At 63.2% G+C, this 25295-nt stretch carries 25 protein-coding genes and 1 pseudogene; 16 read left to right on the top strand and 10 right to left on the bottom strand.

The features are described 5' to 3' along the window. Positions 1-174 precede the first annotated feature (174 nt). The 3 genes from THIMADRAFT_RS20395 to THIMADRAFT_RS20385 form a co-directional block, all read right to left on the bottom strand. Positions 175-2796, bottom strand: a complete 2622-nt coding sequence (locus tag THIMADRAFT_RS20395; RefSeq protein WP_040733161.1) for a PEP/pyruvate-binding domain-containing protein — start codon at positions 2794-2796, stop codon at positions 175-177. A 126-nt stretch (positions 2797-2922) separates the two neighbouring features. Beyond that, on the bottom strand, positions 2923-3579 hold the full coding sequence (locus THIMADRAFT_RS20390) for a thiol:disulfide interchange protein DsbA/DsbL (protein ID WP_007194999.1): 657 nt from the start codon (positions 3577-3579) through the stop codon (positions 2923-2925). A 219-nt stretch (positions 3580-3798) separates the two neighbouring features. Further along, positions 3799-4977 (bottom strand): alpha/beta hydrolase, encoded by a 1179-nt coding sequence (locus tag THIMADRAFT_RS20385; protein ID WP_233490308.1) that lies wholly within the window; start codon positions 4975-4977, stop codon positions 3799-3801. On the opposite strand from THIMADRAFT_RS20385, the gene THIMADRAFT_RS20380 reads away from it, so the two are divergent. Together THIMADRAFT_RS20380 and THIMADRAFT_RS20375 are read left to right on the top strand one after the other, a co-directional pair. Continuing rightward, the gene (locus THIMADRAFT_RS20380) at positions 4954-5835 is read left to right on the top strand and encodes an ABC transporter ATP-binding protein (protein ID WP_040733158.1); all 882 of its coding nucleotides are present in this window, start codon (positions 4954-4956) and stop codon (positions 5833-5835) included. The genes THIMADRAFT_RS20385 and THIMADRAFT_RS20380 overlap by 24 nt on opposite strands. 205 nt (positions 5836-6040) lie before the next feature. Further along, entirely contained in the window at positions 6041-7093 is a 1053-nt protein-coding gene (locus THIMADRAFT_RS20375) for an ABC transporter permease (RefSeq protein WP_007194996.1), read from the top strand. A gap of 19 nt (positions 7094-7112) precedes the next feature. On the opposite strand, the gene THIMADRAFT_RS20370 is transcribed toward THIMADRAFT_RS20375, so the two are convergent. Together THIMADRAFT_RS20370 and THIMADRAFT_RS20365 are read right to left on the bottom strand one after the other, a co-directional pair. Then, on the bottom strand, positions 7113-7508 hold the full coding sequence (locus THIMADRAFT_RS20370) for a septal ring lytic transglycosylase RlpA family protein (protein ID WP_007194995.1): 396 nt from the start codon (positions 7506-7508) through the stop codon (positions 7113-7115). A gap of 372 nt (positions 7509-7880) precedes the next feature. Beyond that, positions 7881-10523 (bottom strand): glycosyltransferase family 2 protein, encoded by a 2643-nt coding sequence (locus tag THIMADRAFT_RS20365; RefSeq protein WP_007194994.1) that lies wholly within the window; start codon positions 10521-10523, stop codon positions 7881-7883. Positions 10524-11065: 542 nt separating this feature from the next. On the opposite strand from THIMADRAFT_RS20365, the gene THIMADRAFT_RS20360 reads away from it, so the two are divergent. Together THIMADRAFT_RS20360 and THIMADRAFT_RS28065 are read left to right on the top strand one after the other, a co-directional pair. Further along, positions 11066-12130: a cytochrome-c peroxidase gene (locus THIMADRAFT_RS20360; RefSeq protein ID WP_007194993.1), complete on the top strand. Its 1065-nt coding sequence runs from the start codon at positions 11066-11068 to the stop codon at positions 12128-12130. Positions 12131-12285: 155 nt separating this feature from the next. Beyond that, a complete protein-coding gene (locus THIMADRAFT_RS28065; RefSeq protein WP_139052928.1) occupies positions 12286-12468 on the top strand; it encodes a hypothetical protein in 183 nt (60 codons plus the stop codon). Positions 12469-12779: 311 nt separating this feature from the next. Here the strand turns inward: THIMADRAFT_RS28065 and THIMADRAFT_RS25925 are convergent, their stop codons facing one another. Beyond that, positions 12780-12983, bottom strand: coding sequence for a (2Fe-2S)-binding protein (locus tag THIMADRAFT_RS25925; protein ID WP_083829340.1), 204 nt, complete (start codon positions 12981-12983; stop codon positions 12780-12782). 108 nt (positions 12984-13091) lie between these two features. Here THIMADRAFT_RS25925 and bfr (THIMADRAFT_RS20355) point away from each other — a divergent pair, with 108 nt between their 5' ends. The 8 genes and pseudogenes from bfr (THIMADRAFT_RS20355) to THIMADRAFT_RS20330 all read left to right on the top strand — a co-directional run bounded on the left by bfr (THIMADRAFT_RS20355) (position 13092) and on the right by THIMADRAFT_RS20330 (position 17422). Continuing rightward, on the top strand, positions 13092-13556 hold the full coding sequence (gene bfr, locus THIMADRAFT_RS20355; protein WP_007194992.1) for a bacterioferritin: 465 nt from the start codon (positions 13092-13094) through the stop codon (positions 13554-13556). A 25-nt stretch (positions 13557-13581) separates the two neighbouring features. Next, positions 13582-14067, top strand: coding sequence for a bacterioferritin (bfr, locus tag THIMADRAFT_RS20350; RefSeq protein WP_007194991.1), 486 nt, complete (start codon positions 13582-13584; stop codon positions 14065-14067). A gap of 447 nt (positions 14068-14514) precedes the next feature. Beyond that, positions 14515-14907: a hypothetical protein gene (locus THIMADRAFT_RS24995; RefSeq protein ID WP_007194990.1), complete on the top strand. Its 393-nt coding sequence runs from the start codon at positions 14515-14517 to the stop codon at positions 14905-14907. Beyond that, positions 14877-15019: pseudogene (locus THIMADRAFT_RS28060) on the top strand (light-harvesting protein). The gene THIMADRAFT_RS24995 and the pseudogene THIMADRAFT_RS28060 overlap by 31 nt, the downstream one beginning before the upstream one ends. Before the next feature lie 12 nt (positions 15020-15031). Continuing rightward, a complete protein-coding gene (pufA, locus tag THIMADRAFT_RS20340; RefSeq protein ID WP_007194989.1) occupies positions 15032-15226 on the top strand; it encodes a light-harvesting antenna LH1, alpha subunit in 195 nt (64 codons plus the stop codon). A gap of 64 nt (positions 15227-15290) precedes the next feature. Then, complete coding sequence (locus tag THIMADRAFT_RS20335) at positions 15291-15431, top strand: light-harvesting protein (RefSeq protein WP_007194988.1); 141 nt, start codon at positions 15291-15293, stop codon at positions 15429-15431. 28 nt (positions 15432-15459) lie between these two features. Further along, a complete protein-coding gene (pufA, locus tag THIMADRAFT_RS25915) occupies positions 15460-15618 on the top strand; it encodes a light-harvesting antenna LH1, alpha subunit (protein ID WP_007194987.1) in 159 nt (52 codons plus the stop codon). Between the two features lie 373 nt (positions 15619-15991). Continuing rightward, positions 15992-17422 carry a BCD family MFS transporter gene (locus THIMADRAFT_RS20330; RefSeq protein WP_007194986.1) on the top strand — a complete coding sequence of 477 codons (1431 nt, stop codon included), beginning with the start codon at positions 15992-15994 and terminating at the stop codon, positions 17420-17422. A 110-nt stretch (positions 17423-17532) separates the two neighbouring features. Here the strand turns inward: THIMADRAFT_RS20330 and THIMADRAFT_RS20325 are convergent, their stop codons facing one another. The 3 genes from THIMADRAFT_RS20325 to THIMADRAFT_RS20315 form a co-directional block, all read right to left on the bottom strand. Continuing rightward, on the bottom strand, positions 17533-19092 hold the full coding sequence (locus THIMADRAFT_RS20325) for a DUF2325 domain-containing protein (RefSeq protein WP_007194985.1): 1560 nt from the start codon (positions 19090-19092) through the stop codon (positions 17533-17535). Between the two features lie 202 nt (positions 19093-19294). Continuing rightward, complete coding sequence (locus THIMADRAFT_RS20320) at positions 19295-20272, bottom strand: hypothetical protein (protein ID WP_007194984.1); 978 nt, start codon at positions 20270-20272, stop codon at positions 19295-19297. 65 nt (positions 20273-20337) lie between these two features. Continuing rightward, a complete protein-coding gene (locus tag THIMADRAFT_RS20315; protein WP_007194983.1) occupies positions 20338-20598 on the bottom strand; it encodes a hypothetical protein in 261 nt (86 codons plus the stop codon). Between the two features lie 435 nt (positions 20599-21033). Here THIMADRAFT_RS20315 and THIMADRAFT_RS20310 point away from each other — a divergent pair, with 435 nt between their 5' ends. The 3 genes from THIMADRAFT_RS20310 to THIMADRAFT_RS20300 all read left to right on the top strand — a co-directional run bounded on the left by THIMADRAFT_RS20310 (position 21034) and on the right by THIMADRAFT_RS20300 (position 23915). Further along, on the top strand, positions 21034-22209 hold the full coding sequence (locus THIMADRAFT_RS20310) for a carbohydrate porin (RefSeq protein ID WP_007194982.1): 1176 nt from the start codon (positions 21034-21036) through the stop codon (positions 22207-22209). 237 nt (positions 22210-22446) lie between these two features. Then, complete coding sequence (locus THIMADRAFT_RS20305) at positions 22447-23232, top strand: DUF4198 domain-containing protein (protein ID WP_007194981.1); 786 nt, start codon at positions 22447-22449, stop codon at positions 23230-23232. A gap of 50 nt (positions 23233-23282) precedes the next feature. Next, entirely contained in the window at positions 23283-23915 is a 633-nt protein-coding gene (locus THIMADRAFT_RS20300) for a hypothetical protein (protein WP_007194980.1), read from the top strand. Between the two features lie 13 nt (positions 23916-23928). Here THIMADRAFT_RS20300 and hemP read toward each other — a convergent pair whose 3' ends face one another. Next, complete coding sequence (hemP, locus tag THIMADRAFT_RS20295; protein WP_007194979.1) at positions 23929-24117, bottom strand: hemin uptake protein HemP; 189 nt, start codon at positions 24115-24117, stop codon at positions 23929-23931. Positions 24118-24461: 344 nt separating this feature from the next. Here hemP and THIMADRAFT_RS20290 point away from each other — a divergent pair, with 344 nt between their 5' ends. Beyond that, positions 24462-25241: a type I restriction-modification system subunit M gene (locus THIMADRAFT_RS20290; RefSeq protein WP_007194978.1), complete on the top strand. Its 780-nt coding sequence runs from the start codon at positions 24462-24464 to the stop codon at positions 25239-25241. Positions 25242-25295: the final 54 nt, after the last annotated feature.

Here is a 25295-nt window from a genome sequence, read left to right as displayed (position 1 = left end):
AATGGTTCGCATGGTCGGAGCCTGAAGGTCATCATGTGGAGGCCTGATTAGAAACGATGTCCGCCCACACTCCAACCGCGAGGTGTTTCCGGCACCGATGACCGGTCCAGCGAAGAGCCGACTCGAGTCGGCGTCGCCGCACAAGGCCCAAGGCCGCGCCGACGACAGAGACGCTCACTCCCGCGCCTGATAACAGAACAACCGCTGGCGCAAGACATCCGCGACGACGCGCAGGCCGGTCTCGCGCACGTCGTAGACCGTGAGTGCCTGTGCGACGGCCTCGTCCGGCGGGTCTTCGAGGTCGAGGGGGAGGCGCGCCGACGCCGGCAGGGCGCTGAGCCAGCCGGGGTTGTAGCGCGCCTTGTTGCGGGTCGGAAAGAGCGCGACATAGGCGATCCGCGACTCGACGAGGTCCTGGAAGAAGTGCGATCCGAAGGAGAGATCCGGCTCCATGCCGTCGCCGAGGTCGGCAACCTCGACGATGACGGCGACGCGGCTGATGTCGGCGAAGCGGATCGGTACGCCCAGCTCGGGTGTGCTGGTGCCCCAGCGGCCGGGTCCGATCAGCAGCGTGGGGCAGGCATCGCGATCGCTGATCCGACGGTTGAGCTGTCCGACCAGCCGGGCGACGGCGAACTTCCGAACGCGCGTCAGGGCGCTGTAACGCGCACCCTCGACCTGAATGACGCGGGCGACGGGTTGGTCGATGTTCCCGCCCATGAAGTGTCCGTCGGTGGCGAAGAAGAGTCGCCGACTCGGCACCTTGCGCGGCAGCTCGACGCGCGGGCTCAGGCCGAGCGTTTGCAGCGGGCGGCACTGGACCAAGCTGAAGGAGGGCGTTCCGTCGGCGGCGAGATGCACGGTGAATTCGACGTCGACAGGATAGGCGTAGGCGGTTTCGAGCGTCCTGAGCAGCTGCTGCATCAGGGGGACGAAGGCGGTCTCTCGCAGCAGTGGCGTGAAGGTCAGTCGCCAGACCGGCGGGGCACCGGTGAGCTCGCGCGCGCGTTGCGTGGCCTCGCGGTCGATCTCGCCGCACCAGCGCAGCGGCAGTTGCGCCGCTTCGGTCAGATGACGCAGGGCGAGCGTGCGCGGGCGGTTGTCGCAGATATCGAGCACGTCGACATCGTGTTGCGAGAAGCGTGCGGCGTCCTCGCGATCTCGGAAGGGGCGTTTGTGGGGCTGGTCCAGCGCCACCACGCAGGCGTGATCACCCTCGATGCGGTCGACCGCACGCGTGCCGAGCCCCATCACCAGACGGACCATGCCGGCGCTCGGGTCCATGGATTCGTCCCAGACGAAGGTGTTGCGCGAGACGCCCACGCCGGCGGCATCCGGGAAATACCAGCGCCCGTGATAGCGCCCGCAGACGCGCTGCAACAATAGGGCCATCGGCTCCTCGAGGTCGGCCAGCCCGCGTTGGTGCCGATAGGTCAGTGCGTCCTCGCTCATGGTGCTCGCGAAGACGCGGCAGATTGCGGACTCCAGTTGCTCGAGGCGTTGTTCGGGCGAACCTTGATTGACCAGGAAGAGGCTCTCGTATTTGCCGGCAAAGGCGTTGCCGAAGCCGTCCTCGAGCAGGCTGCTCGAGCGGACCAGGATCGGATACTGGCCGAAGTCGTCGAGCATGCGCTCCAACTGTGCGCGGACCTCCTCGGGGAGTTGGCCGCCGCGCATCTCCTCGTGGAGTGACCGGGCCTCGCTGAAATAGCCGGCCACGGTGCGCTGGCGCATGATCCTGGGCCACCAGCCGTTGTGCACCAGGTAGGAGTAGTAGACGTCCGCGCCGACGAAGAAGGAGTCGTGCGGCTCGAGATGTCGGCCCCAGCGCTCGGGGTCGTTCTCGAGCAGGATCCGCCGGGCAAGCAGCATCCCGACCGCCTTGCCGCCGATATAGCCGCTGCCGATCATCCGCGCACGGATCTCGATCAGGTCCGGCAGATCGAGATAGCGGCGGGCGAGTGCGATGATGCGCGCGTCGCGGCTGATCAGGACCGGATAGAGCCGCTCGAGCACCTCGCGGCGGCGCTCGGCGTCGTCGGTCCCGTTCATGGCTTGTGCGGCATCCAGAAAAAGATGGTCCCAATAATCGAGCTGCCGGTGTGCGGTCCGGCTGTGACGGCGCGCGAGATCGGCATAGAGGCGGGTCGCCGCGCTGCTGTCGATCACCGGGCGGAAGGTCTCGCCCTCGTGTGCGTGCGGCAGGAACATGGTCGGCGATTGGCGCTCGCACACCTTCACGGGCTGCACGTAGCAGGCGTTGTCCGCGCGTCGGACGTCGATCATGACGCGCGTGGTCTCGCGGATGCGCGCGATCGTCGCATGACAGTGATCCCGCGAGAGGAGCCCGAAATAGGCGACGGTATCGAGCCGATAGAGATAGGGACAGATGACCTGGAAGAGGTTGCCGACCATCAGGTCGGTGGCCCAGGCGCAGAGCAGGTCGGAAAGGCAGTCGAAGACGTAGAAGGCGCCGCGGCCATAGTCGGTGATCAACTGATAGACACGGCGGGTAAAGGCCTCGAAGCCGCGCAGGGCGTCGATCGAGACGATCGTGATGCCGGGTCCCGGGGCGACCAGGGGTGGATGGCGGCCGAAGCGCAGATAGACGACGGCGCGCCCGCCCGCGACCGCCCGGATTGCGAAGGGTTCGACGAAGCCGCGGTAGTCCTCGATGTCGTCGACTCGCCAGACGACGTTGTCGCCGGTACGCAGACCATCGAGGACGCAGTCCAAACCGGCTAGTCCGGTCGAGACGCGCTCGGTGTTCGGCCGAGCCGTCTCGGCAACCGTCAAGGCAGATTCCTCCCCCTTGAATTTGTGCCCCGATCGAGAGGGCTCCGGGGCGTCGGTCACGGCGTCACCTCGAGGAGATCCCCGTTTGTTCGGCGCCAGGCAGAACGATCAGGTGCGGCGTTTCGGTCAACTCTGCGCGGTCTGCTCGCGTGCCATCAGGATCAGATCATCGGCGATCGCGAGCATGTCGGGGAAGCCCTTGGCCTGCTGGCCCACCACCACATAGCGACCGCCGACGGTGATCATGGGCACCGCATCGACGCGATAACGCTCGACCAGGGTGTCGCCGCGTTTGATCTGAGCCTCGACCGCGAAGGAGTTAAACAGGGGCTCGAAGGTTGCGACGTCGATGCCCTTGCTCGCGACCCATGCGAGGACATCCTTCTCCGTGAAGAGCTTGGTCCGGTCGTGATGCAGCGCCTCGAAGATCGATTGGTCGAGTCGATCCAGGTCGCCGCTGTATTCCAGCGCATAGAAGAGTCGGGCGAGATTGGACCACGCGGCCCGGCCGAAGGTCACCGGGATGCGGCGGAAGGTCACGTCCTCCGGCAGCTTGGCGGCCCAAGGCTTGATGACCGGGTTCAGGTCCATGCAGTGCGGGCACCCGTAGGAGAAGAACTCCAGGACCTCGATCTTGTCGGGAGCCGCGCCGGGCTGCGGCGGCGAGACGGCGCGCCAGTCGCGACCCTCGACCAGGTTGGCGGCGGCGGGGCGCAGCGGCAGCATTGCGACGCCGAGTGCGCCGATCATGGTTTGGGTAAAGCGACGACGTGTGAAGGCCATAGTGGATCTCCGCTCGGAATAATCGAGGTGGTGATTGGTTTCTTATCGGTCTGTTTCGCCGGTGATGATATGTCCCCGGCGCGGCTCGTGTCAGTAACGACTCTCGGTTCAGTCGTAGGTTGTGCCGAGCCGTGCGAGGCGCAACTTTTCGCCGCCGAACCGGATGTTGAGCTTCGGGTCGCGGTCACCTCCCTGTCGCGGGCCGTGCCTGCACGAGCGTCAGCGCAGCCCGGAGTCGCCGCAAAATGCGCTCGCCCGAGGGCCGCGCAGGCTTGTCGCTTCGCCCGACGGCAGAGGGATCGTCGGATCCTCGAGCCAGGCGGCGATGTCTGCGCGTACGCGAGTACCTTGGCGGTCGCGCGGGAGCATGTGCCAGCCGTGCTCGTACAGAACGAAGGTCAGACCCGGATCCGTCTCGGGTAGTTTCGCCAGAAATCGGCAAAAGGCATGTTTGGGGATGATCTCGTCATGCTCGCCGTATAAAAGCAGTGCAGGGGTCTGCAGCCGGCCAGCTGCGGCTTGCGCCCGATCCATCAGGTCGGTGATCCCCCAGAGTGCATCGACCCGGGTCGCCTTGATGACGAACGGGTCTGCGCCCATAGCCTGCAACATCTCGATGTGGTCGGACGGGCGCAGACGGATACCTTCGCCGGTCAGCTTCAGCCAAGGCAGCGTGTGTACGGCACCGTCCAGGGCGAGGCGTTGATACCAGGGCATGGTGTCGCGCGACCAGACGGCGGGAGCGATCAGGATGACACCGTCGACCGCCAGCGGCCCCTGTGCCGTTGCCGTCAGGATGACCGCACCGCCCATGCTCTCGCCCGCGACATAGAGACGGGCACCGGGGTGGCGCGCACGCAGCAGACCGACGAGGTTGCGCAAATCCGCGGCGAGACGCTCGCTGCCGTGCCAACGACCGGGCAAGGCGGCGGCACCGAAGCCCCGCTGGTCGACCGCGTAGGTTGTGATCCCCGCGGCGGCAAGGGCCCGACCCAAGGGCGCGAAGGCGTTCGCGTAGTCGTTGAAGCCATGCAGTCCGAGCACGATCGTTTGCGGCGGCTCGGCGCCGGTCCAGACACGCAAGGGCAGACGATAGCCGTCGTCCATCCACGCATGGTCGGAGCCGAGCTCGGGCGAGCGCTGGCTCGGGCGGTTTGATTCGATGATGTCGGGCGAGGCGCAGGCACTAAGCATGAGCACGGGCATGAGCACGGGCATGAGCACGGGCATGAGCATGACGATGAGGGCGGCGAGCGCCTTGCTCCAGGTCGATGCGACGCTGGTTCGGCCGGAGACATGCGCTCGGAGGTGGCGTCCGACGGGGTCCGCTCTCTTCCCGCCGTGTCCGGGACGAACGGCGTATACTCTGCGCCTGTGAACAGCCTGCTCGAAGCCCATGATTTGGTCCGGGTCTATCCTGGCGTGCGCGCCGTGGACGGTATCGGTTTTCGTGTCGAAGCCGGTCAGTGTTTCGGCCTCTTGGGTCCGAACGGGGCCGGAAAGACGACGACCTTGGAGATGCTCGAGGGGATCCAGACTCCGACCTCGGGCACTGTACTTTATCGTGGTCGGCCGCTGGATCGCGCCTATCGCGAATCGGTGGGCATCCAGTTTCAGGCGACCGCGCTGCAGGACTTTCAGACGGTTCGCGAGTCGCTCGCGATGTTCGCGACCCTCTATCGACGCACCGCGGACCGCGAGGAGCTCATCCGGCTCTGCAATCTCGCGGAGATCCTGGATCGGGATACGCGTAAGCTCTCGGGCGGCCAACGCCAGCGCCTGCTGCTGGCCATCGCCTTGGTCAACGACCCGGATCTGGTGTTTCTCGACGAGCCGACAACCGGTCTGGATCCGCAGTCGAGACGCAACTTTTGGGGCCTGATCGAGACCGTGCGCCGGCGCGGCAAGACCATCGTTCTGACCACGCATTATATGGAAGAGGCCGAGCGGCTCTGCGATCGGATCGCGATCGTCGACCACGGACGCATCATCGCCGAGGGTCAGCCCGCACGTTTGGTGCGGGATCATTTCCCGGCCACCGTCATCCGCCTGCCCGAGACGGCATGGCCGAGCGGTGTCGCACTGCCGGCGGGTGCGGATCGGCGCGACGGTCGGATCGAGATCTTTGCCGAAGAGGTCCCGCCGATGTTGGCCGAGATCGAACGCATCGGCGCCGATCTAACGGATCTGCGGGTGGCGACGCCGAATCTGGAGGATCTCTTTCTGAAACTGACCGGACATGATCTGCGCTCTTAAACCGCGCTCGGCACGGTACGCGATATTTTTCAATGGGATTGGCTCGGTCAGACTCGACGACCGCAGCAGACGGCGCGGTTTAAGGCATTAAAAAGATATCATTTTAAACCGCGTCCCCACGAATGGCCGTGGATGCGTTAAACGTCGAGCTCACTCGAAAGTCAGCGTCTCGCTCTGGACGCGGTTTAAACACCCGGAACATCTCATGTGGCGCCGTATCCTGACCATCCTTATCGCGCGTAACCGCGAGTTTTATCGCGATCGGGCCGGGCTGTCGTGGAATATCCTGATGCCGATCATGATGGTGCTGGCCTTTGCCTTCATCTTCACCGACACCTCGCGAGATGTCTTCAAGGTCGGCGTGATCTCGGACGGCGCCGAGCTGGCGGCCGCGGCCTTCCCCTTCCTGGAGACCCGCCACATCCAGTTTATCCCGGTGACGGATCCGGCTGCGGCGATCGGGAAGGTGGAGCGCCATCAGCTGGATCTTCTGGTGGATCCGAACGAGTCACCGCGCTATTGGGTGAATTCGGATTCGGCCAACGGCTACCTCGTCGAGCGTCTCTTGCTCGGCGCGCAAGGTCTCGGTATTCGATCGGACGGCGATCAGGGCGCATCCGCGGGGGCGACCCCGCAGCGAATGGCCGTGAGCGGTGCCGCCTTGCGTTATGTCGACTGGGTGCTGCCCGGTGTGCTGGCGATGAACATCATGTTCTCCAGTCTTTGGGGCGTCGGTTGGGTGATCGTTCGCTACCGTAAGAACGGCGTGCTGCGTCGCTTGAAGGCAACGCCGCTGAGTCCTTGGGAGTTTCTGACCGCGCAGGTGTTCTCGCGCCTGCTGGTGGTTCTGGGTGCGAGCCTCGTGGTCTATATCGGGGCCAGTCTTCTGCTGGACTTCCCGATGCGCGGCTCCTACCTTGCGCTGCTGCTGGTCTATGTAGCCGGCGCGCTCTGTCTGATCAGCCTCGGGCTGATCGTCTCGTCACGCCTGCGCACGGAGGAGGTCGCAGACGGTCTGCTCAACCTCATTTCCTGGCCGATGCTGCTGCTGTCGGGCGTGTGGTTCTCGATGGAGGGGGCCAGCGGCGCGGCCCAAATCCTGTCCGGTTTCCTGCCGCTGACCCATGTCGTGGACGCTGCGAGGGCGGTCATGATCGACGGCGCCGGCGTCTTGCAGGTGCTTCCCCAAATCGGCTTACTGGCCGGTCTCGCGCTCCTCTTCCTGACCTTGGCGGCCTGGTTGTTTCGTTGGGAGTGACGCGGCGGACGCGATTGGATCAGGAGCCGCTTGGCTTGGGTACGCTCAGGACCTCGACCTCGACCTTCGCCAGCCCTTTCTTGATCATCCCCAGCTCGCGTGCGGCGCTGCGGGAGAGATCGATGATGCGGCCTTTCACGAAGGGACCGCGGTCGTTGACCTTCACGACGATGCTCTTGCCGGTCTTGGTGTCGGTCACGCGGACCTTGCTGCCGAGGGGTAGGGTCTTGTGTGCTGCGCTGGGGATGTTCTTGTTGTAGATCGCACCGCTCGCGGTCTTCCGGCCATGCAGGCTGTCGTGGTAGTACGACGCGATGCCCTTTTGCTCGAATCCGGGCTTCACGCGAGCCTCGGCATCGGGACCGGAGACAAGAAGAAACACCCCGAGAGAGGCGAAGATCAGCGTTTTATTCATAAGGCAAACCAGTTTGAATCGGCCGGCTCATGCAGCTGTGGCCGCATCGGATGCCGGTCAGTTGATAACCTGGCCGCGAGTATAGGGGAAATCACCTATAGGGTAAACCCTAATGTTAGGGAAAACCCGAGTCGCTCTTCGATCCCGGTCTGCTGTTGCTCGGATAAGTGGAGGGCGGAAGCGGAGTCGGCTAACGGCGCCCGGCGCGATATGCGATGTTTTCGGATGGGAACGGACGTTTGCGCTCAGGCAGGTGGAGGTGGAACGCGCACATTGCCAACAGATCGAACCGCTGAAGGGTGAAGGGTGAAGGCAGGCGGCCAGCGACGGAGAAGCCCGAAAGCTCACCCCGCCGTTGGTCGAACGCCTGCTCTATCGTCCGGTCTCGATCTTGGCGGTCGATCCCGCGCCCGTCATCGCCGGCATTGGCCCTACCAGGCTTGCCGGCAAGGTCGTCGCCGCGCTGATCAAGGACACCACGACGGCCGCCAGATAAGGGATCGATTGGACGATCAAGACTGCGACCCAGACTCGTACGTCCAGCATGTAGGCGTCGTCTCGGAGCATGACGAGGCCGGCCGCAAGCCAGAAGGCGATGACAAAAAGACCTTCTTCGCGCGCATCGGCCAGCGCTCTTATAAAGGCGGGGGCCTGCGCGAGCTTGGGGGTTCTGAAGAAACCGAGTCCCCCCGAGGATAAACCGCCGAAGACGGCGCGGGCGATGGTGTGCGAAAGGGCGAGTCCGGCCAAGCCGGCGGCGAAGCTCTGGCGAAGCGTGGCGGTGACCCGGCGCCGATAGAGCAGGAAGCTCTTCGACATCTTGAATCCGAACAATACCAAAGGCACCACGGCGACCGTCAGGTAAGGGGGCGTGACCTGAAGAGGAAACATAACCATCGCGACTGACCACGCCAGTGCCGCAAAGTTGAACAGGAGGTTGAAGCCGTCCGCAAACCAAGGCAGCCAGCCGGCGACAAAGTGATAGCGTTGGCCCGCCGAGAGGGTGGTCTTGCGGATCCCCAAAAGCTCGCGGCGGTGGTGCTTGAGGGTGCGCACCGCTCCGTAGGCCCAGCGGTAACGCTGCTTCTTGAAGTCGGCGAAGGTATCGGGCATCAGGCCGCGCCCGTAGGTGCAGGGGATATAGAGCGCCTTGTGGCCGGCCTCGAAGAGTCGCAGCCCGAGCTCTGCGTCTTCCGTGATACACCACTCGGCCCAGCCGCCGACCGCATCGAGCGTCGGGCGGCGGATCATGGTCATGGTGCCGTGCTGGATGATGGCGTTGCGCTCGTTGCGGGTGACCATGCCGATGTGGAAGAAGCCCCGATATTCGGCCATGCACATGGCTTTGAAGGCATTCTGATCGGCGTCGCGATAGTCCTGCGGGGCCTGCACGATGGCGATCTCGCGGTCTTGGAAGGCGGGCACCAGGTGCCTCAGCCAGAGCGGCTGCACGCTATAGTCCGCGTCGATGACGGCGATGACCTCGGCACGCGGGTCGGTCTCGCGCAGCGCATAGTTCAGAGCGCCGGCCTTGTAGCCCGCGAGCGGATCCACATGGAAGAATCGGAAGTGCTGGCCGTCGGTTTCATTCAGATGCCGGCAATGTGCCTCGACCGGCTCCCAGACGGCGGGATCCTTGGTATTGTTGTCGATCACCAAGACCTCGTACCCGGGATAGTCCAACCCAGCCAAGGCGTCCAACGTTTCGATCAGGAGCTCGGGCGGCTCGTTGTAGGCGGGCACGTGGATGGAGACGAACGGCAGCTCCTCGTCCGGTACCGAGCGCAAGGGGAACGGCCGCCGCCACCGCCGCAGCCACAACGCCTCCGCCCATTCGTGCGTCTCGGCCATGATCAGGACGATCACGCCGACCCCGCCGACGAGCAGCAGGATGCCGACGATGGCCGTAGCCGGCGTCATGTAGAGCCGGGTGTAGTCGTAGACGATCCAGACCGCCGCGGTCGAGATGCCGTACATCACAAGCGCGAGAAAGCCCTTGCCTTTGCTTGAGAGGCTCGAGCTGTCCCGATAAAGAAAGACCAGGAGCAGGATGCCCATGACGACCGAGAGACCGGCAAGCTCTTGCCAGTGCGGGATGCGCACCACCGGTTGAGTGAAGACGAACTTGGGCTCTCGGTCGGTGTTGTAGACACCCCAGTAGGCGCCTGTCGCACCTTCGATCCTGGCCTTCCAGGTCTGGTCGAAGGCCTCCATGACGTAGTAGACGTAGCCTGCCTGCTCGGCATGCGCAAGGAAGCGGCGCAGAAACCGCGTTTGATTTGTCAGCGACGCCTCGGCACCCCGATTGCGCCGACCATTGCTCGGCCAGCCGACCTCTCCGATGATGACATCTTTGGTCGGAAAGGCTTTTTTCACTTCGTTGAAGCGGCTGACAGCATAGTCTACGGCGTCGTCGACGGGGACGCCTTCCCAGTAGGGCAGCAAGTGGACGGTGATGAAATCCACGTGTTCCGCGAGCTCGGGATGTTTCAACCAGACATGCCACGGCTCCGCCGTGCTCACCGGCAGCCAGGTCATCTTGCGGACACGGTCCAGGTAGGCGGTCAGCTCGGCGACGGAGACGTCCTCACGGAGGATCGCCTCGTTGCCGACCATCACACGAACGAGATTCCGATAACCCTTGCTCAGTATCTCGCCCAAACGGGCGAGCTCGACCTCGTTGGCGTCTGAGTCCGACCCGATCCAGGCGCCGAGCGTCACATTCAGGCCGCGCGCCGCGGCCAAGCGCGGGATTGCCGCGAGCGTGCTTTCCACGGTGTAGGTGCGTACGGCGTGGACGGTACCCTGCAGGAGGGCCAGGTCTTCGTCGATCTCCTCGACGGTCGGAAAGTTCTTGAACGCCGGATCGTTGTGCGCACGCATGGGTGCGAACGAGAAGCCTTGGATGCGATTGGGCCAAGGCGGCTCCTCCGCCGGCCGGTTGAGCAGGGCCCACGCCGCAACCGTCAAGAGGGCGATCAGCACGGGGATGAGGATGTTGCTCGAATGTCTCACGGGGCTCGTCGGACGTCGTGGCCGGGTTGGCCGCCACCGAAGGAGGCTTTGAATGCGGCCGGGATTTGATGATTGAAGAGGCGGTACGACCCGGTCCCCCGAAGACGACCGATTCGAGATCGAGACCGCGCCTGGACATCGTGCGCAAGCGAGAGTCGAGGTGTCTTCGACTCGGGGTGCAGCGGCGGGATGATAACGCGATTTGGTTGTGGGTGATGAGATGGTTCGGGCCGACGTCGGACCGGCGTCCGACTTTGTCGCCTACCGCAATGGCGTTAGACTCCGCCGCGACGCGGAGCGAAAAAGACGACGTTGGCCCCGAGTACCGCGTTCGGAGCGCGATCACGGTCTCGGTGCCGAGCCCCGACGGGGCCGTTCCAAGCCCCGAGAGGCGATCGTCGACGTTGCCGCGACAAACGGCCGGAACGCCGGCCGAGTCGGGTCAGTCCGCCCTTGGTTGCGATCGATTGCGGCAAATGCCCCGAGATCCACAATGGCGACGCGCCCCCCGGCGACTCTAAACCCTGGAGAGGACATTCACGATGAAGAAGACAATGATCGCCTTGGCCGTTTCGATGGGGTTCGTTGCGACCCTGGTTGCGGCGGACGATTCGGCTCTGCGCGAGAAGGCGAAATCCGCGGGACTTCTCCCGATCCCCGCAGGCGTGCCCGAGGTGGCCGGCAATCCCGTGACGCGGGAGAAGATCGATCTCGGACGTATGTTGTTCATGGATCCGCGTCTTTCGGCAAGCGGGGTCATCAGCTGCAACACCTGTCACAACCTCGGCATGGGCGGCGACGACAACCTCCCGACGTCGGTCGGTCACGGCTGGCAAACCGGCCCGAGGAATTCACCGACCGTGCTGAATGCCGTGTTCAACGCGGCGCAGTTCTGGGACGGTCGGGCCGAGGACCTGAAGGCCCAGGCCAAGGGGCCGGTTCAGGCCGGAGTGGAGATGGCGAACAAGCCGGAAAACGTCGTCGTGACGCTCAAGAGCATCCCCGAATATGTCGAGCGCTTTACCAAGGCGTTCCCGAACGAGCCCGACCCCGTGACCTTCGACAACATGGCCAAGGCGATCGAGGCGTTCGAGGTGACCTTGGTCACGCCCGGATCGCCCTTCGATGATTGGATCGAGGGCAACGACGCGGCCATGACGGACGAGCAGAAGCAGGGTCTCGATCTCTACATCGAGAAGGGCTGCAGCGCCTGCCACTCCGGCGTCAACTTCGGGGGGCAAGACTACTTCCCGTTCGGTCTTATCACGAAGCCGGGTGCCGATATCCTTCCGCCGGGCGACAAGGGCCGTTTCCAGGTCACCAATACGGTGTCCGACGAGTACGTCTTTCGTGCCGGACCGCTTCGGAACATCGCTCTGACGGCGCCGTATTTCCATTCGGGTGCGGTTTGGGATCTGGGGGCGGCCGTCGCGCTGATGGGAACCGCGCAGCTCGGAACCGAGATCTCGGATGAAGAGGCGGCTCGGATCGTCGCCTTCCTGCACGCGTTGACCGGGGAGCAGCCGACGATCGAATATCCGATCCTGCCTGTAGAGACGGCGGAGACGCCGCGGCCCGATCTCTCGGCGTTACCCGTTTCGAACTAAGCCGCGCCCGGCGCGGTATGCGTTGTTTGTTGGATCGGCTTGGCCGCGCCAGCTCCGACAGGTGTCGGAGCTGGCGCGGTTTAACAGATTGAAAATTGTTGAATTCTAAACCGCGTCACTACGAAAATCGGACAAATCCTCGAGTCCGACACAAGATGAAAGTGCCCCATTGCACTCTGGACCCGGTTTCGGGGGCGAGGTTGTCGGCGAACGGCGACGCGATCGCGTCGCCGTCACTGGATAAAACGGCAATTCCGGTGCGGCGCGCGCTGCGCCGGTATTCCCCGTCGGTCAACGCGGCGAAGCTGCGTCTGTCCACGCATCGCAGACTTCCCTGACGTCGTGCCGTTTGCGGCCCTCGCAGCGTCGGAGATCTTCGGTTTCGGCGCCGAGCCCTTGAAGCGAGGCGATTCGACGTTACCTCCTCCCTGGCGCGGCTAATTGCGCTCCTGCTCGCGATCGTTTTGAACAAACCGCTTCATCAGCAACCATCGCTGCTGTCTCCGACTCGGCGGCAGAGCGCGGCCGATTCGCGTCAGAGCGACCCATAAGCGTTCGCTACGCGGTCGAGTCTGAAGCGGGTGCGAGGGGTCGGTGTTTGGCATGGGGTGAGAAGCACTCTAAGCGCAAGGTTGGACGGTCGTCGGGATCACGAGAAAGCAGCGGCTGTGCCGGATCCCGATCGGCGGCTCTCGATCACCTTGCGCAACAATGCTCTCGCGCAGCTCCCGCAGCGACCGCAGTCGCCCGGTACGCCTAACTCTTTCCTCAGATCGGCGAGTCGTTCCGTCCCTCGCTCCGCCGCCGCGATGATCTGGCGCTCGGTTACGGCTTGGCAAACGCACACGTACATGAGACTTCCCCGTGACTCTCGTTGGTAAAAAAAGGATAGGAATGATTCGTATTTGTGTCAAGATGTCTTTTGGCACCTCTTCATTCATCGATTAAAGGTCGAGCTCAGATGAAATCCCAACCCTCCGTCAATCAGCATCACAACGCGGTGCTCAAGGAAGCGCTGACCGCAATCAATCAGTATTTCCTGCACGCGCGGATGCTCGGCAACTGGGGCTTCAAGAGGCTGGAGGAACGGATTTATCACGCCTCGATCGAGACCATGAAAGAGGCCGACAAGATCGTCGAGCGCGTCCTCTTCCTGGAAGGGTTGCCGAACCTCCAAGATCTCGGCAAGCTACTGATCGGAGAGGATGTTCCAGAGATCCTGCACGGCAATCTTACGATGGAGCTGCGTTACCGCGCAGCACTTGCCGACGCCATCGCCCACTGCGAGCAGCAGGGCGATTTCGTGAGCCGGCACCATCTCGAAGAGATCCAGGAGTCGAGCGAGGAGCGGATCGACTGGATCGAAACCCAACTGTCGCTGATCGAGAGCGTCGGACTGCCCAACTATCTCGAGTCGGCCATCTGACCACCGCAGCCCCGGAGACCCAAACATGAAAGGTAACCCTGAAGTCATCGCCCATCTTCAGCGCCTGCTCTCCAACGAGCTGGCTGCGATCGATCAGTATTTCATCCACTCGCTCATGTACGAGGATTGGGGTTTCGCCAAGCTGTTCGCGCGTATCGAGCACGAGGCGACGGAAGAGAAGGAGCACGCCTCGCTGTTGATCCGGCGCATGCTCTTCTTGGAGGCGACGCCCGATCTGAGCCAGCGCGACGGTCTGCACGTCGGCTCGAGTGTGCCGGAGATGTTGGCCAACGATCTCCAGGTCGAGTACGAGGTCGCAGCCGCGTTGAAGGAGGCCATCGCCTGTTGCGAGCAGCACAAGGATTTCCAAACCCGTACCGTTCTGCTCCAACTTCTCAGAGACACCGAGGAGGACCATGCCGACTGGCTCGAGCAACAATTGGGCTTGATCGAGCGGGTAGGGCTCGAGAACTACCTCCAATCTCAGATGCACGACGTCGGTCCGGCTTAAGCGGTCCGGCCTAAGCGGAACCGGATTCTTCGCGGGTGTTCCGGGGCGCCTAAACCGCGTCCGGAGCGACATGCGCCGTTTCCATTTTGCATTTGGTTCTGGAGACGTCCTCGGTCTCGGTAAGACGCGGTTTAACATTTAACATTTTCTAATGCCTTAAACCGCGCCGGCTCCAAGAGTCGTCACGTCTGCCGAGGCCGATCCCGTCCAAAGACATCGCATACCGCGCCGGGCGCGGTTTAGGAACGGACACCCTCTCGTCGGTGGCGCCCTCCGTGCCTTCTCGGCCCTGCGCGAGGATCCCCGCCCGAAATCGGCGGCGACGATCCGCGCGGCGGGTCGGTGACAAGCGTGGGGTCCAGCCATACAATTCCCCGCAGTCTTTGGGGAGACGCCCATCCGCGGCGCCTTCCGGATTCAACGTCGGTCTGTCGGGAGAAGACATCTGTGAAATATGCTGCAAAGAGAACCTGGCCGGATAAGCCCAAATCTTGGGAGGCCAAGGGCGAGGCGGAAACGCCCGAGGCATTCGCTCTGGAGTTCGCTGCCGATCAGGGGCTTGGGCTGGGAACCGAGTTGGTCGTGATTGAACGGGAAGGCGAGGACGCTGAGATCCAGTTCTTCAAGATCGCCAATACCTCGCCATATCAGCTCGCACAGGCCGAGCCGCGGGCGGGCAGCAAGTCAGTCCGAACGTTCCGGGTCAAAGGAACGCAAGCGTGTTTCGTGGAGGTAGTCGGTGCCACGCGATGTGCACCCCGATCGATATCGGCGGCGCAATTACTCATTCTCACGACGGAGCTTAAACCATGGCTGAGCAAGCAAGCCTTTCGGGTTTAACCGAGCAGCAGGCGAAAGAGTTTCACGAGAGTTCAAGATCACCTACACCGCGTATGTCGGCCTTGCCGCGCTGGTGCATCTGTTCATCATTGCCGCCAACCCCTGGTTCTAAGAGGAGAGACCCATGAACGTATTCGACTACAAACCTCTTGAGCAGGACTATCGCATCTGGCTGGTGCTCAACCCCGCAACCTGGCTGATCCCGATGTTCGCCGCGCTGCTGGTTATCGCTCTTGCCGTTCACGTCTATGCCTTCTCGCTGCCGGGCAATGCCTGGACGCCGGCTGCTCCGGTCGCTGTCGAAGCGCCTGCGCAATAAGACACTTGGCTGCCGCCTTCTTGAGGCCGCGCCCTAATTACACCTCTCTATCGGAGATACATCGATGGCCGAGCAATCCTTGTCGGGTTTGACCGAACAACAAGCGAAGGAATTCCAGGAGCAGTTCAAGATCACCTACACCGCGTATGTCGGCCTTGCCGCGCTGGTGCATCTGTTCATTATCGCCGCCAATCCTTGGTTCTAATTAACCCGACTTCGACGAGAGCAAGATCATGAGCGAAATCGCAAAACCGAAAAACCCGGAAGACGATTGGAAGGTATGGCTGGTTCTGAACCCCGCAACCTGGCTGATGCCGATCTTCTTCATGCTGTTGATCATCGCGCTGGTGCTGCACGCCGTCGTGTTCCAGATGGGATTCGGCTGGGCTTGATACCTGCGCATGGCGGGACTCTCTTCGATGAGTCCCGGTAACGATGGGCCAGCGCTCCAAAGCGCGCCCATCGTGGCCGAAGGGCGGGCTGTCACTACCTCGCAGCCCCGTCCTTCGGAAGCGCGATACTCGGTGAACCTTCGGCCGAGGTCGAGATTGCTACCCCTTCCGAACCTATTTCCCTGTCGAAACACCTTCACCATCTTCGGGAGCTCCTTGCCCTGCAGTTAGCCGCACGGGGCATGCTCGGGCATATCGCCTCGAGGTCCTGCCGGGCATGGTGGATCATTGACGCTCCGAGTGCGATAATCCCCCGCCTTGACGACATCGCTCTTCCTTCCGAGCCTAAATCACCTGTGGAGCTGATCCCGGCATGAGTCGTAACGACGATCCCTGGGCGCAAGCCTGGCGCGAGCTGCTGCCTCGGATACTGCCTTTTTCCGATGTGTCTTCGGCCGATTTTCCGCTGCGCCGAATCCTGCGCTTGTCCCTGTTTCAGGTTTCGGTCGGCATGGCGATGGTGCTGCTGCAAGGAACCCTGAATCGGGTGATGGTCGTCGAGCTTGCCGTTCCCGCTTCGTTGGTCGGGCTGATGCTTGCGCTGCCGCTTGTCTTTGCGCCGCTGCGCGCACTCATCGGCCATCGTTCCGATTACCACCATTCCGCTTTTGGTCTGCGCCGCATCCCCTTTATCTGGCTCGGAAGCATGATGCAGTTCGGGGGATTCGCGATGATGCCGTTTGCCCTGCTGCTGCTCGCGGATGTCAATAACCAATTCAATGTTCTCGGTCAGATGGGTGCGGCGCTTGCCTTCCTTCTGGTCGGTGCCGGACTCCATACGACTCAAACGGCTGGTCTGGCGCTTGCGACCGATCTCTCGCCGCCGGAGAAGCGTCCGCGCGTCGTGGCATTGCTCTACGTCACCCTCTTGGCCGCTTGGGCGGGGAGCTCGCTCCTGTTCGGGCAGCTGCTCACCAACTTCAGCAACGAGCTGCTGATTCAGGTCATTCAGGGTGTCGCCCTGGCGACGATTATTCTGAACGTCGTCGCCCTCTGGAAGCAGGAGGCGATCGACCAGCAGCGTGCGGCACATCCGGTTCCGCGCCCGCCTTTCATGGAGACGTGGCGGAATTTTACCCGTGGCGGTCGAGCGAGCCGATTGCTCGTCGTCGTGGGTCTCGGGACGCTCGGTTTCACGATGCAGGACATCCTGCTCGAGCCTTACGGCGGCCAGATCCTCGGGCTCAGCGTCTCCCAGACGACCGCTCTCAACGCCATCTGGGCGGCCGGTTCATTGCTCGCCTTCGTGTTGGCCGCGCGCTTGATGGGGCGTGGTAGCGAGCCCTATCGCATTGCGGCGATCGGTGCCCTGATCGGGATCCTCGCCTTTGCTGCGGTCATTCTTTCCGCTCCGCTTGATGCGGTTTGGCTTTATCGAACCGGTGCCGGGCTGATCGGGTTCGGTGGAGGCCTCTTCATGGTGGCAACCTTGACCGCTGCGATGGCGCTCGCCGAGGGCGGGTTCAGCGGTTTGGCGCTGGGTGCCTGGGGTGCCGTCCAGGCGACGGCGATGGGTGTTGCCTTCGCCGCCGGCGGGATCTTGCGTGACGTCGTCATGGGCATGGCCAACCGAGGCGATTTCGGAGCAGACCTTGCGTGGCCCGGGCTGGGTTACGATGTCGTATATGCCCTTGAGATCCTGCTCCTCGTCGGCACGCTCGTCGTCATTCTCCCGCTGGTACTCCGTCCGGGAGATGCCAACACCCGAGCCGGCTCGAAGATCGGACTCGACCACATGCCCTGAGGCCCTTGCCTCGACTCGCGAGACCACTCGCCGGGCGGCTAGGCGTCCTGCCTCGCCCGATTCGGCAACCCTCCGGAGCAGCTCGGCGCTCGCCGAGGCGGGCGATCGCTTCAGGCCGCAAAGTTCTCGATCGCCAAGGCGAACGAGGACAGCCCCGAGTTGCCCAGCAGGGCATGCGGCTTCTCGGTGCGTTTGCAGAACCGTTTGGTTCGATAGTAGGCGCCGTGACTCACGTAGTCGGTTGCGCAGACGACGATATCGGCCGAGGCCAGCATCGCCTCGAGCCGGTGCTGGCTGTCCTCCATGCCGCCGTCGTGGTGGTCGAAGCGACCGTTGCAGCCCGCCACCATGGCCCGGTACTGCTCGACGAGCTGTTTGCGCCCGCCGACAAAGAGTACCAGTCGCCCCGCAAGATCCTTGGGCCGAACGCACGCCTCCGACGTACAGCCGTCGCACCGATCCGACAGAAGATGCTCGAGCAGTCGCTCGGTCGCCCGGCATTGAGCTTCGGCCGCACTCCTGGCGCACTCCGCCGCGTCGGCTTCCTGTCGTGCGATTGTGCCTGCGTGTCGAAGGCTCTTGTTCTCCTCGCGGATCCGCTTGCGCTCCGCGTCCAGGTTTGCGACGCGATCGGCAAGAGCCTTGAGCCTGTCCTTCAGGCGCGGACCCGTCAACAGGTCGAGCTCTTCGCGTAGAGCCTGTTCCTGCGCACGAGACTCGGCATAGTCGCTCTCGCGGCTCGCCAGAGCGGTCTCGAGCGCGCGGATCCTCGCTTCGCGCAGGTCCGCCTGTTGACGGGTGCGTGTGTAGAGGCGATCGAAATCGCGTTGCAGCTGCTCGAGCTGGGTGCGGGTCTCGGTGAGCCGCTTGAGATCTGCACGCTGCCCGGCGCCGATCTGATGCGACAGCATGTGGATCTCCTCGTATGCCCGTGTCATGACCCGGATGTCGGCACGCGGGTGTGTCATGAGTGCCCAGAGTCCGCCGGGAACCTCCCCGGTGTCGAGCGATTCTCGCCAGAGCGTCAGGAGCGCGTCGGCGTCGCGCGCCTTGGCATAGCGCCGAACGCTCGGGGTGAATTTCTTCTCCAGTGTCTTGTGTGTCGCCAGCGACAACGGATTCTTCTCGGCCGCCGCCGCGACAAAGCTCACGTGGATATCGAACTCCGACAAGGGCGTATCGGGCCGCTGGGCAGTCCGGTCGGCGATGCGCCGCAGCTCGTCCACCGTGAGACAGGTTCCGATTATCGGGCAATGGTACTTGTGCGGGACATCCCAGAGCTTGCGCCGCCCGGTCGATTTCAGGGTCGGCAAACGGCTCGCCGGGTCGGGCTGCACAGTCACTGTCGCCGCAGAAGCTGTGGCCGAGATCAATGGGCGCAGTGAGCGCGAGCGTGCGATCGGCGGCGACGCGAGCCCATCCGTTTCCGGGAAGAGGGCCTGCGCGATCTTGCTCTGTGCGCGTCGGGCCTGTTGGATGTTTTCATCCGTCGGACCCTCGGAATGTCGCGCGCAGCAGGGGTGTTTGGGCGGCCCGTTGCCGATTCGCAGCTCCTCGAACATGCGATGCCATGAAGCACCTTCGACCTCGGCGAGCAGCTCCTGGCTCTCGAAGTCATAGATCGCGAGTCGTGAAGCCTGGTCGGCGACCTCTAAAATAAGCCGCTGCATGGAGTCTCCCTCTTAAACCGCGCCCGGCGCGGTATGCGATGTTTTTGGATGGGATCGGCCCCTGCAGACCTGCTGACCGCTGGAGTGGGGGCGATTTAAGATATTAAAAAATATATTATTTTAAACCGCGTCCTCGCTAGGGGCTGTGGATGCACCAAACGTCGAATCGACTCGAAAGTCAGCATTTCGCTCTGGACGCGGTTTAGTCTTGAAGCGCGTTGACGAGGGTGCGCCAGATCGGATTCTCAATGGCGACGAATCCGGGTACTGCCCCGATCTTCGCCAGCAATCGTCCTCGCGTATCGTAGAGACGGAGCGAGGAGTGCTCACGAGCCGCTTGGGAGACCGTCAACACCCAAGCCGAGTCGATCTTCGATGTGTCGATTCGAAAGCGGGCCGAGTCGCTCTTCAGGGTCTGCCATGCGCCCTCGCGTCGATGACAGAAGAATGTGCAGTCGAGGCTGTGAGCGACCCCCGCGGTTCCGGTATCGATACGAATCGGCAGCGCCTGCTCCGCGAGCGCTTCGAGGAAACAGGGGACGAGGGCGGCGTCCACGGTGCTGAAGCACCCGCGTTCACGCAGCCTTTCGGGACTGAGCAGGAGTTGTCCCATCGCTTCGTCGGGATCGACGACATCGGCCGCATTGCCCGGCGACGCCGCCCATCCACGAGCCGGATCGTGATCGAGCGCCTCGGCGTCGCCATTGCGCTTCGGTGCCGGCTCGGACCAGGAAGGGGTCCGGCACCTGGCAGCGTATCGAGCCGGGACGTCGGAGGCGATCCCGTTATGGTCCTCGCCGAAACCGAGATCGAGCACGGGGGCACCGTCCCGACCCAGGATGGAGACATCCGAATGGCGGTCTCGGCCGACGGCATCCATTTTCGAACGATCGATCTCGGACCAGCGATCAAGCGCCATTCGAAGCGTGAACCGGCAGCCGGACGCGATCCCGAATGAGTCTTCGATGTGTATGCCCGGCCAGTTGCCGTGGTGCTCCAATGTGACCGCAGGCAGGCTGGTGCCGATCCGGATCCGTCCGGCAGCGACGAGCTCCCCGAGGAACACAGTCCAGGAGTGGACGTTGCGCGCGGTGAGTCCCTGTTCCAGTTGAGGGCGTGGTGAGAGCGCCGGTATGACGGCAGCGCTCGGCATGTTCTCAAGCTCGATGTAGGGCGGCATTGCGCGCTCCTTAGAGTGATTCGAGTGATTCGGGAAGGTCGGCGGTTTCGCCCCGCGAGGTCTGCTCAATGCGCGACGGTGGCGGCCTCTTGCGCGAGCCAGCGCCAATGACGCGCCAGGCGGCGATAGGCACAAAACCGTTCGGCATCGGGCCCGAGATCCGGATGCAGGTAGAGCGCCTCGATGTATTCGACGACACGTTCGGCCAGATCGGCCGACCGGTGCCGAACGTAACGGCGAATCAGCTCTCCGAGATGCAGCTCCAGATCCTCCGGTTTGAGTCGGGAGAGATCGGAGTTTGAAACCAAGGGGGAGTCGACGGGCATGGTGTGTCTCCTGAGGCATCAAGCGGTTGTCGAACAATGCCCCGCTGGCGATCCGGACGAAGCGTCCGGAATTTGGCTGACGGGAGTCCCGCATCGAACCGGAGTGGAACATGTCGTGAGCGGTCGGCTTTTGATTCGGCAAGCCCCATACCCGACCCGATTCTCTGATAGTTTATTAATGCGAATCGTTCGCATTAAAGATAATCGGTAGGTTGATCCTTGTCAACGGGAAACCTGCGGCGCGCGTCCTCGACTGGTTGGCCGCTTCCGTGGTGGGCCGAACCCCATGCTTGACAACACTCCGTAATATCTTTTTACAATCCTTCATACGATCTGGCTGCGGCATCGTCCTTGGCCGCCAGGTTCAGGTTCCAAGACCCCCGAATCGCAAAACCTCCCGAGCCCCGGATTCCTGAATTGAAGGACAACCATTGCATGGATATTCGCTTGGTCGGCGCCGCTGCGCTCTCCTTTCTCGCCGTTTCCGCGAATGCCTACGACGTCACCGACAGCTTCTCGATCGGCGCGGTGTTGGGCGCGGCGGGTCAGTGCCAGGAGGGGCTCGGCGGATTGGTCGACGAGGCCGGGCAGTCGCTGGAGGGAGACACCTGCCGCGGCGGCATGCCGTTTCAGCTCGAGATGAGCTTTCGCCCGAGCGAGCGCGACGAGCTCTACGCCCTGCTCGGCTTCGCCGTGGACAACGGCCTGAACGCCGTCTCGCCCTTCGTGCTCGCGCCCTGGGCGGTCGATCTCGAGGACGATCTGCAGGACATCAACGGGCGCGGCCGCGACTATCTGCTGCAGGCTTGGTACAAGCACACCTTCACGCTGGGCGAGGACGCCACCCTCGGCGCCACCTTCGGCATCATCGACTCCACCGGCTATCTCGACGAGAACGCCTACGCCAACGACGAGTTCACCCAGTTCATGAACGAGGCGTTCGTGAACTCCGGCGGCTTCAATCTGCCCTCCTACGACGCCGGCGCGGCGCTCGAGCTAGCACTGGGGGACTGGGAGATCACCGCCGCGGCATTGAACATCGGCGAGAACGACGACGGCAACAACTACAATTTCTGGGGCGCACAGCTCGGCTATCGTCTCGATACCGCACTCGGCGAAGGCAACTATCGCGCCGTGATCACCGGCACCTCCTCGGCCTTCTTCAAGCCGGGCGCGCCCCTCGGCGAGGAGCCGGAAGGGACCGAGGACGGGTCGCCGCTCGCCGCCGAGGACACCCCGGAGAAGACCGATCTGATGGGCTACGGGCTGTCCTTCGACCAGGCCCTCGGCGATCGTCTCGGTGCCTTCCTGCGCATGAGCTGGACCGATCATGAGGACATTCTCGACTACCGCGGGCTTTACACCGGCGGCCTGAACATCGGCGGCGGTCTCTGGGGCCGCGAAGCCGACAACGTCGGCATCGCCTACGGCTACCTCGACGGCGCCAACACCGGGATCGCCAACACCAACGTGGCCGAAATCTACTACCGTTTCGCCGCCAACGACTTCCTCGCTCTCACCGCCGACGTTCAGTATATGGCCGACGCCTACGACAGCGGCGAGGACATCGAGGGCTGGATCTTCGGACTGCGTCTGGTGGCGGAGCTTTGATGAAACCGTGATGAAACAGCGTCCGGTGGCGTCATGTCCTCTTGTCGGGTTATTCCACCTTGCGGACATCAACGAGCGCCGGAGTCGACGCGGTTTCATGAGTCCAAGAGCAATCTACTGAACCGCGTCGCGCTCAGCCAGTTGCTGGACGGCGGGGCCGAAAGCACCTCAGGGTGTGCATCTCGCGGGGCGCGGTTTAGACGAGCGTTGATCCGCAAACTATCGCCGGAGTCCATCATGACGCCTTTGTCCAGCCAATCTCGCCCGATCCGGGTCTCTCTCGCGATCGCGCTCATGGGCGCGGCCGTTGCACATGCACACTTCCAAGAGCTCATCCCGTCGACGGATATCGTCGACGCCGCGAGCGGCAACGCGCTGACGCTGGAGATGCGTTTCACGCATCCCATGGAAGGGGGTCCGTTGATGGCGATGGGGGAGCCGGTTCAGGTCGGGGTCCTGAGCCCGGGGGGGCGGGAAGACCTCAAGTCGAGCCTCCGGGAGCAGGTGATCGACGGCAAGGGGACCTACCGTCTCGACTACAGGATCAAGCAGCCGGGGGACTACGTCTTCTATCTGGAGCCCGCGCCTTACTGGGAGCAGGCCGAGAGGGCAATGATCGTCCATTACACCAAGGTCGTCGTCGATGCCTTCGGCGCGGAGGAGGGTTGGGACTCGGATGTCGGTCTGCCGGTCGAGATCGAGCCGCTGGTTCGTCCCTACGGACTCTGGGCCGGGAATCTCTTTCAAGGGATCGTCAAACGAGACGGCAAGCCGGTCCCTTTTGCCGAGGTCGAGGTCGAGTGGCGCAACGACGGTTCGATCACGCCGCCCGCGGATCCCTACATCACGCAGGTCATCAAGGCCGATGCGAACGGCGTCTTCAGCTATGCGATGCCCCGAGCCGGCTGGTGGGGATTCGCCGCGCTGCTCGAGGGCGATGAGCCGATGAAGAATCCGGACGGCGAACAGGTTCCGGTCGAGCTGGGTGCGTTGATCTGGATCTATACGCGAGAGATGCGCTGATGAGGATTGCGGTTCCGGGCAATGGGACGGCGAAATCCGCACGGAGCGCGATGCCATCGAGACGCGGCACCCTTCGCCTTGCCGCCACCATCGCGTTGTCGATGCTGGGTTCGCCTGCGCTGGCTCATAAGCTTCAGGTCTTTGCCTTTGCCGAAGGCCCGCGCATCGGTGGATCGGCCTACTTCGCCGGCGGCGGTGCCGCCTCGGGGGCGCGGATCGAGGTCCTGGACGCAGACGGGGCCAAGCTGGCCGAGCTGGCGCCGGACGGCGAGGGCAGGTTCGTTTACTCCGCGCAGGCCCCCGTCGATCATCTGATCCGAGCCATCACGGGCGATGGCCACCAAGCCGAGTGGCGCGTCTCGGCTGCCGAGCTGGCGGCGGGATTCGGTTCGCAGGGAACGGTCGTCGGCGACGGTGCAAACCCCGATCAGATCCCCGTGTCCGTCATCGCCGACCCCGACGCATCTACCGCTGCGAGAAGGTCGGCTGTGGACCTTGATCCTGCTCTGGAGTCGGCGATCGAGCGCGCCGTTGCGCGCCAGATTCGCCCGTTGCGCGAGCAGCTCGTCGCCGCGCAGGATCGGGTCCGTCTCCAGGACATCCTCGGCGGCATCGGCTACATCATAGGTCTCACCGGATTGGCGCTCTGGTGGAAGAGTCGCCGTCGGTCCAATTCGGCATGACTCTCCCGCTCGCCTATTTCGTCAAGATCAGTTTGTTGTTTCGCGTCATCCTCAGGATGTAACGATCGCCTGCGTGATCGATCAACAACAGGTTGTTCCCGCGCAGCAGGGCGTTGCTGTCGATCCGCGGCAGGTCCGCGTGCATCGCGGCGGCGGACTGTGCGCGTTGACTCGGGCTCTCGGACAGGGATTCTCTCGGCATGGCCGTCACTCCGCGTGAGTCGGTTTACAAATGCGAATCGTTGTTATTAAGGTTATGGCGCGATTTATCCGCTGTCAAGTCGTCGCGGCAATCGCCGTCCGCCGGCGTCGAGGGCGGGTCCGTCCGATCGGATCGATTCAACGATTTCTCCTTTCGGTGCCTTTGGTCAGGAAATACCGCGTTTCCGGATGCTCCCAAGGAACGACACGCACTCTGTCCTTTATCGCGTTCCCCGATGCAAGGTGAAACCTGGCAGAATTGAGGGACTCTGGGATCGACGGGCCTGAACCTCGGCACCCCGTTCTCTACCCCATTGTTCGAAACCCACCCCATAGGTCATCTCGGTGTCGCTGTCCCTCAACAAACCCAAGCTCGACAATCTCGCAGGCGACATCTGGAAGTCGGCCGAACGCCTTCGCGGCAAGTTCAAGGCTTACGAGTACCAGAACATTGTTCTGCCGATCATCGTCATCCGTCGCCTGGAGTGCGTTCTGATCAAGTGGCGGGACGACAAGGCGGCCGAGGTGTTATCCAACCGGCCCACCTTGACCGAGCGCGCGCTCGCCAAGCTGGTGAAGGGGTTGGAGATCAGCACCGCTCCGTTTTGGAACCGGACCGACAAGACGCTGCGCAGTGTCTACGAGGAAGACCACACCCTCCTCGAAGAGAATTTTCGGGACTACATCAACGGCTTCTCGCCCAACGTCGACGACATCATCGAGCACTTCAACTACCGTGGCACCATCGGGCAGATGGTCAAGAACAACCGGCTCGCCCCGATCCTGAACCAGTACAAGGAGCTGGAGCTCGGCCCCGACAAGCTCTCGCCGCTCGAGATGGGCTACATCTACGAGGAGCTGCTCCGGCGCTTCTCGGAGCAAAGCGGCGAGGAGGCCGGAGAGCACTTCACCCCGCGCGAGGTGATCCGGCTGATGGTGGAGCTGCTGGATATCCCTGTCCCCGAGCGGCATATCTCCATCTACGACCCGGCCTGCGGGACCGGCGGCATGCTGTCGGTGGCTAAAGAGCATCTGCTCGACCGAGCGGCCACGCCGGAGCAACGCGACAGCGTGGAGCGGCTCGTGACCGTTCACGGCCAAGAGATGTCGCCGACTAACGAATAAGGTTAGATCGTCCGAGCGAAGCGAGCGACGATCTGAACCGTTTGTTGGACGAGC

Source organism: Thiocapsa marina 5811 (genome assembly GCF_000223985.1).
Taxonomy (GTDB): Bacteria; Pseudomonadota; Gammaproteobacteria; order Chromatiales; family Chromatiaceae; genus Thiocapsa; species Thiocapsa marina.
Note: the sequence above shows the minus strand (reverse complement) of the source record. Positions and strands in the feature narration are given on the sequence as shown.